At 45.8% G+C, this 12,886-nt stretch carries 10 protein-coding genes and 1 riboswitch; of the genes, 5 read left to right on the top strand and 5 right to left on the bottom strand.

Going from position 1 to position 12,886, the window contains the following annotated elements; translation table 11 throughout:
* Nucleotides 1-48: 48 nt before the first annotated feature.
* Both R2X38_RS06265 and R2X38_RS06260 read left to right on the top strand, forming a co-directional pair.
* A complete protein-coding gene (locus R2X38_RS06265) occupies nucleotides 49-1,173 on the top strand; it encodes an efflux RND transporter periplasmic adaptor subunit (RefSeq protein ID WP_317521319.1) in 1,125 nt (374 codons plus the stop codon).
* Between the two features lie 2 nt (nucleotides 1,174-1,175).
* Nucleotides 1,176-4,274 (top strand): efflux RND transporter permease subunit, encoded by a 3,099-nt coding sequence (locus R2X38_RS06260; RefSeq protein ID WP_317521685.1) that lies wholly within the window; start codon nucleotides 1,176-1,178, stop codon nucleotides 4,272-4,274.
* Between the two features lie 62 nt (nucleotides 4,275-4,336).
* Here the strand turns inward: R2X38_RS06260 and R2X38_RS06255 are convergent, their stop codons facing one another.
* Both R2X38_RS06255 and R2X38_RS06250 read right to left on the bottom strand, forming a co-directional pair.
* Nucleotides 4,337-5,482 (bottom strand): DnaJ domain-containing protein, encoded by a 1,146-nt coding sequence (locus R2X38_RS06255; RefSeq protein WP_317521318.1) that lies wholly within the window; start codon nucleotides 5,480-5,482, stop codon nucleotides 4,337-4,339.
* Nucleotides 5,483-5,740: 258 nt separating this feature from the next.
* The gene (locus tag R2X38_RS06250; RefSeq protein ID WP_317521317.1) at nucleotides 5,741-6,448 is read right to left on the bottom strand and encodes a DNA-binding response regulator; all 708 of its coding nucleotides are present in this window, start codon (nucleotides 6,446-6,448) and stop codon (nucleotides 5,741-5,743) included.
* A gap of 547 nt (nucleotides 6,449-6,995) precedes the next feature.
* On the opposite strand from R2X38_RS06250, the gene R2X38_RS06245 reads away from it, so the two are divergent.
* Both R2X38_RS06245 and R2X38_RS06240 read left to right on the top strand, forming a co-directional pair.
* Nucleotides 6,996-8,312 carry a glycoside hydrolase family 18 protein gene (locus R2X38_RS06245; protein WP_317521316.1) on the top strand — a complete coding sequence of 439 codons (1,317 nt, stop codon included), beginning with the start codon at nucleotides 6,996-6,998 and terminating at the stop codon, nucleotides 8,310-8,312.
* A 304-nt stretch (nucleotides 8,313-8,616) separates the two neighbouring features.
* Nucleotides 8,617-8,710: riboswitch (glycine riboswitch) on the top strand.
* Nucleotides 8,711-8,810: 100 nt separating this feature from the next.
* Nucleotides 8,811-10,184: a sodium:alanine symporter family protein gene (locus tag R2X38_RS06240; protein WP_317521315.1), complete on the top strand. Its 1,374-nt coding sequence runs from the start codon at nucleotides 8,811-8,813 to the stop codon at nucleotides 10,182-10,184.
* A gap of 64 nt (nucleotides 10,185-10,248) precedes the next feature.
* On the opposite strand, the gene R2X38_RS06235 is transcribed toward R2X38_RS06240, so the two are convergent.
* From R2X38_RS06235 to R2X38_RS06225, 3 genes are all read right to left on the bottom strand, one after another.
* Nucleotides 10,249-10,656 carry a nuclear transport factor 2 family protein gene (locus R2X38_RS06235; protein WP_317521314.1) on the bottom strand — a complete coding sequence of 136 codons (408 nt, stop codon included), beginning with the start codon at nucleotides 10,654-10,656 and terminating at the stop codon, nucleotides 10,249-10,251.
* Nucleotides 10,657-10,755: 99 nt separating this feature from the next.
* Nucleotides 10,756-11,385: a hypothetical protein gene (locus tag R2X38_RS06230; protein ID WP_317521313.1), complete on the bottom strand. Its 630-nt coding sequence runs from the start codon at nucleotides 11,383-11,385 to the stop codon at nucleotides 10,756-10,758.
* 119 nt (nucleotides 11,386-11,504) lie between these two features.
* The gene (locus tag R2X38_RS06225; RefSeq protein WP_317521312.1) at nucleotides 11,505-12,167 is read right to left on the bottom strand and encodes an HAD hydrolase-like protein; all 663 of its coding nucleotides are present in this window, start codon (nucleotides 12,165-12,167) and stop codon (nucleotides 11,505-11,507) included.
* 353 nt (nucleotides 12,168-12,520) lie between these two features.
* Here R2X38_RS06225 and R2X38_RS06220 point away from each other — a divergent pair, with 353 nt between their 5' ends.
* Nucleotides 12,521-12,826: a high-potential iron-sulfur protein gene (locus tag R2X38_RS06220; protein WP_317521311.1), complete on the top strand. Its 306-nt coding sequence runs from the start codon at nucleotides 12,521-12,523 to the stop codon at nucleotides 12,824-12,826.
* Nucleotides 12,827-12,886 lie beyond the last annotated feature (60 nt).

Genomic DNA, 12,886 nt, shown 5'->3' with positions numbered 1-12,886 from the left:
AGTTCAATATCCAAACCTATTGGATATTACAACTTAAGGCAGGGCAAGATGAAAAGGACAACAATAGTCGGTATCGTGATTGGTTCCGCATTGCTAGTAGGCTGTAATACCTCAAGCACATCACCTCAAGATCAGCGATTCAACCAGTTGCTGAGTGTAAATACGATCACATTAGCCCCTTCCGATCACTACAGTGTTGAACGTGAGTACGTGGGGATGGTACAAGCAGGACAACAAGCAAATTTAGGTGTCGAGCTAGGCGGTAAAGTCGCCCGTATATTGGTCGATGTTGGTGACAATGTTAAAGCGGGTGAGCCTCTTCTTATTTTAGATACTCAACTTTTGATCACCCAAGCTGACGAACTTCGTGCTCAGCAATCTCAAATCACTGCACAACTGGATTTGGTTGAAGCGAACCTGAAGCGCCAGCAATCACTGAAGAAAAAAGGCTTTAGTGCCGACTCAGAAATTGATGCCCTCAACAGTCAGCGCAATGCACTGCGAGCCAACTACCGTCAGCTAACCGCCTCTCTAGCTGCTAATCAGTTAAGGCAAGACAAATCTACAGTCTATGCGCCTTATGATGGCACTGTCAGCGCACGCCATGTTTCCAAAGGTGACGTGATCAATACTGGCTCACCGACACTTACCCTTCTCGCTTCCACCAGCAAAGAAGCCCATATCGGTATACCCGCCAAACAACTCGGTAAATTAATCAGCCACAGTGATTGGCAACTGCGAGTCGGACCTGACAGTTACCCGGTCACCCTGTTGAATCCAGGAGCTCGCGTCGACAGTGGTTCCCGTACCGTGAAGTTACGCTTCGCCCTTCCCGAATCTGCTGAGGTCATAGACGGGCAGCTGGCCTATCTACAGTTCAGTGATGTGCATGATAAACCTGGATATTGGATCCCGCTTTCTGCGATGACCGATGGCCTTCGCGGAGTGTGGAACGTATTTGTGATGAGCGATGAAGATAACCAGCATATTGTTGAACGCCGTTCCATCCAAGTGTTACACGCTAATGCTGAGTATGCCTATGTCACTGGTGCTCTAACTTCTGGTGAACGATTGATTTCAGACGGGCTGCATCGCCTCGTCCCCGGTCAGGCAGTTCAACCAGTAAAAAAGTTACCACTTCCATTGAATAACCGCGATGAGGCCGCGCTATGAAGATGGAAGCCATAATCAGTAATACCCGCCTATTGGTATTGGCGATAGCACTCTTGGTTGTTGCAGGCTTCTCTGCACTTACCACCTTACCAAGAGCCGAAGATCCGGTCATTCACAACCGTCATGCCAGCATCATCACCCACTTCCCGGGAGCGACTGCAGAACGGGTCGAGGCATTGATCACCGAGAAGATCGAAACCGAACTGCGTCAGTTGGAAGAGATCAAAGAGCTCTCGTCGGTATCCAGGCCGGGTATATCGGTTATCCGAGTTGAGCTCAACGACGAAATCACCGATTCAGAGCCGGTATGGTCGAGAACCCGTGACAAGCTTTCTGATGTGACGCCTTCACTGCCTACAGGCGCTTCCGTACCCGATCTGCAAAACGAGCATGGTTATGCCTTTACCATGATCACCGCGCTGACCTGGCAAGGAGATAGCCAGCCAGATCTACTCACCTTGCGCCGTTATGCTATCGAGCTAGGTAACCGCATGCGGATCATGAGCGGGGTTGAGTTTGTTGATGTCTATGGCCTGCCCGATGAAGAGATTCAAGTCACGTTAGACCCTGCCGCTACCAGTGCTCTCGGGCGCTCAGCCATTTCTTTATCACAAGCGATAGATCAAGCAGATGCCAAAAACTCCGCCGGTGAGTTGGTTAATGGCAATAATCGCTTTGCCTTGGAAGTTTCAGACTCGTTGGATTCCCTAGACAGGGTTCGTCGTGTTCCTATCGCTATGGATGACAACGGGTTCTTAATTCGCGTTGAAGATATTGCCGAGGTTGAACGAAAAGCCGCCTCTCCTCCGTCTGAAATTGGCGTAGTAAACGGTAAGCCTGCGATTATTGTTGCCGCTCGGATGCAACCAACGCTTCGTGTTGATCAGTGGACTGATCGGATGAATCGGCTGCTTGATCAATACCAGCAGCAGTTACCTTCCAATGTATACGTTGAGGTCATTTTTGAGCAGCAAAGCTACACGGAAACTCGTCTTTCCGATCTTAACCAAAGCTTGCTGCTTGGTTTTTCGATCATTCTATTCGTACTGTTGCTGACCTTGGGGATCCGTTCGGCGATCATCGTTGCTATCTCATTGCCACTAACTAGCTTAGTAACGTTGTCGATGATGAAATTCACTGGGCTGCCAATTAATCAAATGTCGGTAACCGGCTTGATTGTTGCCCTTGGAATTATGGTCGACAATGCCATCGTGATGGTCGACACCATTCAACATTACCGCCAGCAAGGCAAAGCCAAAATTGAAGCCGCTATGCAGGCTATCCGCCATTTGTGGATCCCACTGCTCGGTTCGACGCTGACTACAGTATTGGCGTTTGCGCCGATATTTCTGATGCCTGGCCCTGCCGGTGAGTTCGTTGGCGCTATTGCGATCACCGTGTGTTTCTCCCTCGTTGGCTCGTACTTAATTTCCCATACGCTGGTTGCCGGTTTCGCTTCCCGATTATTGCCTTCTATCAGTCAGGGGCAACGCTGGTACCATACGGGGATTGTTATTCCGACGGTGAGCAAGCGTTTTGAAGGCTCAATTAGATATGCAATCAAACACCCTCTACTCACTGCTGGGTTAGTTTGTATTCTGCCATTTACCGGTTTTTGGGCGGCAACCACCTTAACTGAGCAGTTCTTCCCACCATCTGATAGAGATATGTTTGAAATCCAACTGTTCTTACCCCCTCAGGCCAGTATCTTTGCAACATCGGAAGCGACCAAGCAGGTTGATAAAATCATGGCAGACTATGAGGGCGTAGAGCGGGTAAGCTGGATTGTCGGCGGTAACTTCCCTTCGTTCTATTACAATCTGGTCAGCCGCCAACAAGGTGCGCCCTACTTTGCCCAAGCTATGGTCAAAGTGCGTGACTTCAAGATAGCCAACACCATGATCCCGACCCTACAGGCTGATCTTGATAAGCAAATGTCCAATGCACAGATCCTGGTACGTAAGCTCGAACAAGGTCCTCCTTTCAATGCTCCGCTGGAAGTGCGTTTATACGGCCCTAACTTAGACAGGCTCAAAGCCATTGGTGAAGACATTCGTCTAATCATGGCAAGCACACCTAACGTCACCCATACCCGGGAAACCCTACAACCTGGTACGCCTAAGGTATGGCTTAATGTCAACGAAGAGGCCAGTCAGCTTAGTGGTTTAAGTCTTAAAGATTTTGCTGATCTACTCCAAGCGACTTTCACCGGACGTTTGAGTGGCAGCATTATCGAGGCGACGGAGTCCATCCCTGTACGCGTTAGGGTCAGCGATGAAAGCCGAGAGCACATGAGTCAGTTGAGCAGCCTACCGCTTCCGGTGAAATCCGAGAGTGATTTGATGGGCTTGCCGGTATTTGCGATCGCTGATTTATCACTAACACCAAGCAGAGGTGCCATACCTCGCCGTAATGGCCAGCGTGTGAACGTGATTGAAGGCTATATCCGGGCAGGCGTGCTGCCACAAACCGCTTTGATACATTTCCAGGCAGAGCTCGAGAAATATCGCGCAAGCATACCAAGTGGTTACAGTATTGAGTTTGGCGGTGAGTCCGCAGAGCGCAATGAATCCGTCGGCAACCTGATGGCTAACCTGACAATGGTCATTACCTTGTTGGTCATGGTCGTTGTGTTGTCTTTCAACTCTTTCCGGTTGAGCTTGGTGATTTTCTTTGTCGGTATTCTTTCGGCTGGATTGGGGCTATTGTCGGTGGCAGCCTTTGGCTATCCATTTGGTTTTACCGTTATCATTGGCCTGCTGGGCCTTGTCGGCCTGGCTATAAATGCTGCTATCGTAATTCTGGCTGAGCTAAAGAGTAGTCCCGACGCGAGCAAAGGTAACCTTGATGCCATTGTTGTCGCCGTCATGAGTTGTACCCGTCATATTACGTCGACGACGATTACCACTATAGGTGGCTTCATGCCATTGATCCTCGCAGGCGGAGGCTTCTGGCCCCCCTTTGCTGTGGCTATCGCAGGCGGTACCCTGCTCACTACCCTAGTCTCGTTTTACTTTGTCCCTGCCGCATTCAAGTTGGCGGTTAAGTACAAACCTCTCGCTGTTCGCAGTGTCGATTTAAGTAGTGCCACGGCAAGTTAACCACTTAATGATGTAAAGGCAAAAGCCAGCCCAACAGGCTCATCTGTTGGGCTGGCTTTATGTTATTGGCAATGTTGCTGCAGGTTGCTGTAAGACGCGGCGAAATTCTTGTTTGGGAAGTATTCGTTGTTGATCAGCAAGCTCTTGCTCTTGGCCCAATTATGGGCAAAAGAGCCGTTGCCATAAGGGATATCGTAAATTTCGAAATGCCTTTCATCTCGGGTATAAATGAGATTGGCAGCCATCCTGCCCGAGCGCTGTAAAGTATTCTTGTAGTACTGGAAGTCACTGTTACAGCTCTTTATCACATAAGAGCCCTTTTCACTGCGTACGCTGATGTAATAGCTAGGCGTATTAACAAATTTCTTCAGCTGCCAAATACCCACTTCACCACTGAGTTGGATGACAGGGATAATTTTCTTTTCAGCCGATTGAGTATTATCCGTCGAAACAACTTGCTTGTTTGCTTCTTCTTCACTCACGGCTGGATCATGGTGAAGTAAGCGCATCGTTGGTTTACTCATTGTTTGCGGAGGCGGATTTATGTTGTTCCAAACACTCACCAATGGCTCTTTGCCTGGCCCCATCGCCAGCCATACCAGCCCGACAGGCACACCCAGCATCGCCAAGCGCCCCCATATACGGCTTCTTCCAATCGCTTTGATTTGATTTGCCACAGCAGGCGTGAGCTTCTGAGAGGCCACGACAAGCTGGCCTGAAAGCTCTGGCTTCATAACCTCTTTACTGTCACTGCGCTTTTCACGGCGTAGACTATCCACTTTCGACTGCAAACGGCGATTTTCTCGCCGCAAGGTTTGCATTTCCTCCTCCATCATCTGTTTGTAATTGTTATCGTCATCAGATGGTGAAGCTTTTTCTTGTTCTTTCTGTTTCTCTTGTGCCGTTTTTAGTTTTCTCTCAAGTTCGTCATTTTGGCGTTGAAGACTTTGATTTATCTCTTCGAGATGCTGACACTTTTTCTTCCAGACCTCAGCCTGCTTATTAGACTTCAAGTAAACAACTTGAACCGCTTCTTCATGACCATGCCCAGATAAAACCTTTTCATAGGCTTGGCCTATCAACTGCATGATTGACTTTGAGCCTCCCTTGTCAGGGTGGCACCGACTCGAAAGCAACTTATAACGTCGCTTTACGTCAGCCAGAGGCGTATTCTTATTAATTCCTAGAATATCGAAATACGTCGTCATTCCATTCTTACCGCAAGCATCATTTTTGAACGAACATCCCACTTTCATTATATGCAGACAAACACATATATTGCTAAATGCATTTTACTGCCTTTAAAAATAACCCATACCAAAAAGCTATAAGCAATGTCGATTCATAAAAGCAGGGAATGTTATCGGCTTTTGGCGAGAGAAGTTGAGGGCTCGTACTCAATAAAAGCAAAAACAACCTACTAATATACGTAATAGGTTGTTCTTTAATCATTTTAGGTTGATTACTCAGGTATGTAGATTATGTTTTCGCATTCTGAACTCACCGGGTGAGCAGCCCATATGCTTTTTAAATACCCTAGAAAAATAGGAAACATCTTTGAAGCCTGCTGAGTGAGCGATCTGGGAAATCTTTTCCCTGTCAGAGCTCAAAAGGCCACACGCTAAATCCAACCGTTTCTTGATAATGTACTGCTTCAATGTGACACCCATGACATTATGAAACAACCGAGAGAAATAGGTTGGCGAGTAATGGCATGCATTGGCGAGGTCTTCTTCCCTCAGCGGGGAACTAATGTTCTCATCGATTATCTTTAGTGCCGGTCTGATAGAAAGTTCACGCTGCTCAAACCCCTGCACAGGCTCGGCAACGACATTGTGGGTATGAAGCCTACTGAAGCAAGCATCGATTTCTTGTTTGGTCGCATTAGCAGCAATCACATCCTCACCACCAGCACGAAGCACATTGAGTGCAAGGTCGGCATCTAGGTTATGGTATACCACCACGACTTTGGTTTGCGGAAAACGGCTTTTCACCGACTGTAGCAATTCAAAACCATTCGACGTTGAGTCTATGACCTCGAGGAAGATCAACTCCTGACCTGTCATGGTTGATAACAGCTCAAAAGGTGAGACGTCCACCACATCATGTGACATCTTTAGGTTTTCTTTCGCTTCTGCCACTTTATCGAAGTGGCTACAACTAACCCATATCACAGCTTCACCTTAATCTATTAAGAAAGTTACAAACGCTTTGTCTGTCTGAACTCTCCCTGTCATAAATCTTCGTCGATCTTTTTATAGTTTTATGCCCGTCAAAAAAGTGACGGCACATAGATAATTAACGTCTATAAACCCAAAAAATTCCAGAAGGCAAATTTGTAGCAACATTAACGCGGTTTTCTCAAAATATTCTGCTAGTGCGATGACTTCAACAGCTTAAAGCGCATATCTGCCTCTAAAATCTCAAAATATATAGCAAAAATGAATTAAAATACTCTTTATATGAAAATTAAATCTAACAAATTAATCCGTACCGTATTTTATTAAATTCACCTTTTGCCTTTTTTCACCACGCACACCACAAAATTATAGCGCTTATCCTCATAAGCAAGAAAAAGACCATATCAACACATTTGCAGTGAACGCACTATCAACATATACAAACTGCATCACAACTTTTTAAAGTCGATAGCATTATCAGCACTAATTCTGACATTTTATTCTGATAGCAATTGATTAAATGTGTTACGAGGGGCGAGAGATGAAACACGGGTATTTTAACAAGGAAATCTACTACTATTTTGCCGCTCTAGCTCTCTTTGTCCAATCAGCGCATAGTTTGGCTTCTTCACAGCAACTAGCCTTGTACTATCCCGATTGGAAAATCTATAACTCAACCTCCCCTCAACTTAGTGAGCTAACGACAAATGATGTAACCCACATCATTTATGCTTTTCTTGCGGTCTGCGGGCCTGTCACCCACTCACCAGAAAACGTTCAACAACTCATGCAAAAGCGCTGTGAAGGAAAGCCGCCAGGTCATGTTGTTGTGTTAGATGAGCATGCCGCTCTCAAAGCCAAATTAAAAGGTAACACCTCGCACCAGGTGTATTACCGGGGCAACTTTGGCCAACTCAAATACCTGAAGGAACAACAACCTGACTTAACCATTATTGCCAGTATTGGCGGCTGGACCCTGTCTGAGCCTTTTCACACCGTAATAACCAAGCCGCAGTATCAAGCCACTATGGCAAAGAGTATCCGTACTCTACTTGAAACCTACTCATTCCTCGGAGGGGTACAGGTTAACTGGGAATACCCTGGAGGTTATGGTTTATCGGGCAACGGGCTATCAGAACGAGAAACTGAAAAACAAGGCTACACACAACTACTGCAACGCATAAAAACGGAACTTGATCGGTTAGGTAATGAAAAGCGTCAGCATTTTGAGCTGTCTATTTCCTTCAATGCTAGCCCAAGGCATCAAGGAAGTATCGATTGGCAAGCCACTGCCCCACAGTTAGATTTTGTCTATCTGATGAGTTATGACTTTCTTGGACCTTGGAGTTCAAGTGTTGGCCATCACACCAACGTATTTGAAACCCCACTCACTCCGAAAGGGTTTTCCGTAGACAGCCAAGTTAAATATCTTGTCCAGCAATCTGTGCCTAAAGAGAAAATCATTGTTGGTAGCCCTTCATATGGGCGAGGCTGGAAAGGTGTGGCGAATGCCGATAAAGATAGTTTAGAGGCACTAAAGGCCATTCAGAAAAATGGCCTGCCTGCATCGCTTACCGAATCGGGCTCAATCAGCTTCAAAGACTTATCGCGCCACTTCCTTGAAAGCGACAAGCTGGGATATGTGTATTATTACGATCAACAGGCGGAAGCAGCCGTACTCTATCATCCGACATCCAAGAATTACATTTCGTTCGAATCGCCACGCTCAGCAAAAGCCAAAGCGCAATATGTCCGCAATCATCAACTGGGAGGCATTTTCCTATGGGAAGCAACCTCTGATCACCAGAACCAGCTGCTTGATGCTATCGTTAGCGGGCTGGATAACAAACCTCAATAAAGATGGTTGATATTCCCGACTCAAATGAAAAAGGACGCATAATTATCTAGCACGTCAATTCATCTTCTTAAATTTTGTCGAATTTTTTGAAGACAATCGCATTTTTATCTATTAGTATGTCTTGGCAAATTTGAGTTCCGATGAAGACAGCAGGAGAGTGGCAAGTACGCCGTCTAAACGACGAAGTATCGAGCCCGCCGAAGAAGTAAGCTCACTATCCTGTTTGCAGCCACTGCAAACAATGGTCAGTAAATCTTTCAGGCACCTTCTTAGTCAATTGCTAAGTAAGGTATGGACTGTTGTTGGAGGAGCCTCTGGAGAGATCCGTTAAATCGGACGCCGAAGGAGCAAACCTGATTTCAGGTGAAACTCTCAGGCAAAAGGACAGAGGAGATAAGATCAACAGCACAGAAAGTAACACCAACATTCTGAGACACCATACAACGGTATAACTGTTGTTCTTTATCTCTTCCTTTGATGTTTAAAGGTAAAGAGAAAATGAACCCACTATATAACTTCTTACAGACTATCGATAACCTCGTTTGGGGCCCACCACTACTTCTTTTGCTAGTAGGTACAGGCGTTTACCTGACAATTCGCCTTGGACTGATCCAAATCCGCTACCTACCCCTCGCTTTGGGCTACCTGTTTAAGGGAAATAAGAACAGCAAGGCTGACGGCGACGTCTCAAGCTTTGCCGCGCTATGTACGGCTCTTTCCGCCACTATTGGTACCGGTAATATTGTCGGTGTTGCCACCGCGATTAAACTCGGTGGTCCTGGTGCTTTGTTCTGGATGTGGCTTGCCGCTTTATTCGGTATGGCAACCAAATATGCAGAATGCCTGCTGGCAGTTAAATACCGCGAAGTCGATGCTAACGGCCAAATGCTAGGTGGCCCGATGTATTACATCGAAAAAGGGACGGGTCAAAAATGGCTAGCTCGCATGTTTGCTGTATTCGCTTTGGGCGTTGCCTGCTTCGGTATCGGTACGTTCCCTCAAGCCAATGCGATTGTCGATGCTGCCTACCTATCCTTTGAAATCCCACGGGAAATCACTGTGGTTGTACTCACTATCCTTGTCGCTGTTGTGACACTTGGCGGTGTGCAATCCATTGCCAAGGTAGCAAGTAAAGTCGTTCCTTTCATGGCAGTGTTCTACATTATTGCCTGTGTGATTGTGCTTGGCTCTCAGTACAGTGCTATCCCTGAAGCTATTCAGCTTGTTATTCAGTCGGCATTTACCGGCCATGCTGCAACCGGTGGTTTTGTCGGTGCAGGTATTATGCTTGCTATCCAATCGGGTATTGCCCGTGGTGTGTTCTCGAACGAGTCAGGCCTAGGTAGCGCGCCTATGGCAGCTGCAGCGGCGAAAACCGACTCTTGTGTTGAGCAAGGCCTGATCTCGATGACAGGTACTTTCTTCGACACCATCATCATCTGTACTATGACCGGCCTTACCCTCGTGGTAACTGGTGCATGGCAAAGTGATTACGCCGGCGCGGCAATGACTAGCTACGCATTTGCAAGCGGTCTCGACTCGAGCTTTATCGGTCCCATGATGGTGACTATCGGTCTGATGTTCTTCGCCTTTACCACTATTCTTGGCTGGAACTACTACGGTGAACGCTGCATCACATACCTATTCGGTGTGAAAGCTATCTTGCCATACAAGATTTTCTTCTTGGTCTTGATTGCGGCGGGGGCGTTCATGAAACTGGATATGATCTGGCTGATTGCCGATATCGTGAACGGTTTGATGGCAATCCCTAACCTAATCGGTTTGATCTTGCTACGCGAAGTGATTGTGACAGAGACGCGTGAGTTCTTCCAAAAACTGACACCACCACCAGCTAACCTACAAACAGCTTAATCTTTTCACTGGCTTTCGTCAGCCGTAAAAACACCCCGTGTTGAGGTAATCACACGGGGTGTTGTTATTCTAAGCGGCGGGTTAACTGCTGATATAAATCAAAGCTGCTGTCTTCTAGTCGGCAATCGACAATTTTATCGCCTTGATGTTTGAAATAAGCCATGCCAGTCATCATCACTTTTTGTTTTTTTGCCGGGATTTTCGCCCATCCGCCACAATACAACGCATGACACTGATAAACGACAACCGTTTTATTCTCATCTTTAATCGTATCAATAATACGGAAAGTGACCTCTCTAAAGCGCTGACCCCATACCGTTATAAAATTAAGGTATTCGGTATGACTGAGGAGATAGCTTTTTCCACCCGGTACGTGGAAATGAAAAGGATCAGTGGCTAACTCCTGTAGCTTTGTACTGTTAGCGTTTGACCATACATCGTTAAACCATTGCAGAACCCACTTCTCATCCATGTGATATTACTCCAAGTTCGCTGTCTACTCCCATTTAGCATAGAACTTATAGAGACTTCTATCTAATCATCTTACGATGAGAGAGAGTTAATAAAACACTTAGATGAAACGTGATTGATTCTGCAATACCCAGATTTTAGCCCGCTCATCTTGCACCGATTCTGCTAGCTTTTCAGCAATTTGACGCCAGTGTTCTCTATCCTCTTGATTCAGTAGTGCTATGTTGTTTTCACTAAGATCGAGCGCCGTCTCTATAGCCAATTGCTCATACTGCTCTTCATCAGAGATTTTCCATGATTCCAATAGTAAATATTTCGCCAGCTCTTGTTGCTGGGTATACGAAAAATAGCGAGCTTTTTCCTTCAAGTAATAAGCTTTTGCCCGAGGCTTGGCATCATCCAAATACACTTCAGCTTGATCCAAATAGTATTTGGCTTGTTCGAAATCTCCACGAATCACAAAAGTATGCCCTATTTGGCTGAGGAGCTCACTGAGAAATGTTTTATCGGCACTACTTGCCGCCATATTCAACATAGAAAAGTAAGTTGATGCGGTTAAATCAGGATCATCTTCATTCCAAAGCGCCATATAGTCAGGGAAATCAAAATCTGCATAGCGGTGGCAATAAGGGATTTCCTCCTGTGCTGCATGGGATGGCAAAGGAGATAGAAACATAGGTGTAATAAATAGAGAAAGAGATAAGAGACCCATTGGGCGTAAAATTAGCATAGCAATTTGAATGCAAACAAAAGAAAATAACTGCTTATACTATATGCGGAATTTTCCGCACTACGCCCAAAGAGTTAAGAATCTGGAATGATTCTCACATCACGCTTAATTTCCGCAATCTATGCGGATAATGCTAGTCGTGAAAACGCTGCCTGGTAATGTGTCAGGTTCGGAATATGGGGATGATTGCCCGATACATTACCAACTTCCACATAGTCATAGCCTAGCTCTTGCGAGGCATTCTTGTTGCGCTCACCATTGGCGAAAACGACACGGCGGTCAAACACAACACCAGAATCTTGTTTGGCGCGAAATGCAGCCAATGCCATGATTTCTGTGCGGCTCAACACATCAGAAGATGAAGCAAACGTCACATTGCTGATATCTATACCTGCTGCACGAAGCATCATTTTTGCCGTCGATGCCCAACTGCTTGTAGCAATGGCAATATGAGTGTCTTGCTGATCTTGCATCTGGTCCAAAAACGCCTTGGCTCCCATCACTTCACTGACTGTCTCTGGGCTTTCTTTAATGGCTTGTTGAACCAACTCAGAATAACGGTGTTCTACTTTACGATGGATAAGTGAACGGCTTTCAGAAATACCATGCCTGGCGATGAGTTCATCTAACACACCGGCATCGGTAAGATTGGAGTAATGGGAAAGATCTGTGTCCATTTCAATCCCTAGCACGTCTTTGACTGCTATAACATAGCAATCCAACTCTAGGTTTTTGGAATCCACCAGCGCCCCATCAATATCTAATAAAAACAAATTTGCCATTTTTTATCCTTATGACTCGCTGTACTCGACGCAAGATAATGCGCTTGTAAAGAAAATGTTGCAACCCTTGAACAAGCTTAATCTGTAAAAGCTTGTTTCAGATCAAGCCCTATTTGTCAGCATCTTAGTATACAATTCAAGCACTGCCCCACTAATTGTTCACTTATCAGTCATCCCAAACATCTGTGACTCATTAAACAGTTGCGCAAAGTGTAATCACGAAATATAACAAACTCATTAACATCATCACATTTTTGACCCAACATAGTGCCTCGATCCGTATTATCCTTTTGATGCAGTACCAAAAAATAAAAACAATGTCGTAAACCTGTGAGCAATAAGAAGGTCGTAATATGAAGAAAACAGCGAATAGAAGGAATTTCCTCAAGCTAGGGCTTGCCAGTGTCATTGGTATGACTGTCGGTAAGGATTTGTTGGTTAAGCCTGCTCATGCAGCAGATTTGCCTCAACTTACAGAAGACGATCCCCAAGCGAAAGCCCTTCAATACGTCCATGAATCACCTGATAGTGAAAAGCACTGCGCTAACTGTGCCTTGATCCAAGGTAATGATGGCGATGAATGGCGTCCATGCGGGATCTTTCCGGGCAAAGCCGTCAACGCTAATGGTTGGTGCAGTGCCTGGGTGAAGAAGCCTTAAGATTAGCTTTTCCTTCAAAGCTAATACTTAAAGAAAAAGCCTACTATCAATGTATCCAAC

It is taken from the genome of Photobacterium rosenbergii (assembly GCF_033022775.1).
GTDB lineage: Bacteria > Pseudomonadota > Gammaproteobacteria > Enterobacterales > Vibrionaceae > Photobacterium > Photobacterium rosenbergii_A.
Note: the sequence above shows the minus strand (reverse complement) of the source record. Positions and strands in the feature narration are given on the sequence as shown.

Coding starts and splice junctions, on each gene's coding strand:
- R2X38_RS06265 (WP_317521319.1), top strand. CDS start 49: ATGAAAAGGACAACAATAGTCGGTATCGTGATTGGTTCCGCATTGCTA.
- R2X38_RS06260 (WP_317521685.1), top strand. CDS start 1,176: ATGGAAGCCATAATCAGTAATACCCGCCTATTGGTATTGGCGATAGCA.
- R2X38_RS06255 (WP_317521318.1), bottom strand. CDS start 5,482: ATGACGACGTATTTCGATATTCTAGGAATTAATAAGAATACGCCTCTG.
- R2X38_RS06245 (WP_317521316.1), top strand. CDS start 6,996: ATGAAACACGGGTATTTTAACAAGGAAATCTACTACTATTTTGCCGCT.
- R2X38_RS06240 (WP_317521315.1), top strand. CDS start 8,811: ATGAACCCACTATATAACTTCTTACAGACTATCGATAACCTCGTTTGG.
- R2X38_RS06235 (WP_317521314.1), bottom strand. CDS start 10,656: ATGGATGAGAAGTGGGTTCTGCAATGGTTTAACGATGTATGGTCAAAC.
- R2X38_RS06230 (WP_317521313.1), bottom strand. CDS start 11,385: ATGCTAATTTTACGCCCAATGGGTCTCTTATCTCTTTCTCTATTTATT.
- R2X38_RS06225 (WP_317521312.1), bottom strand. CDS start 12,167: ATGGCAAATTTGTTTTTATTAGATATTGATGGGGCGCTGGTGGATTCC.
- R2X38_RS06220 (WP_317521311.1), top strand. CDS start 12,521: ATGAAGAAAACAGCGAATAGAAGGAATTTCCTCAAGCTAGGGCTTGCC.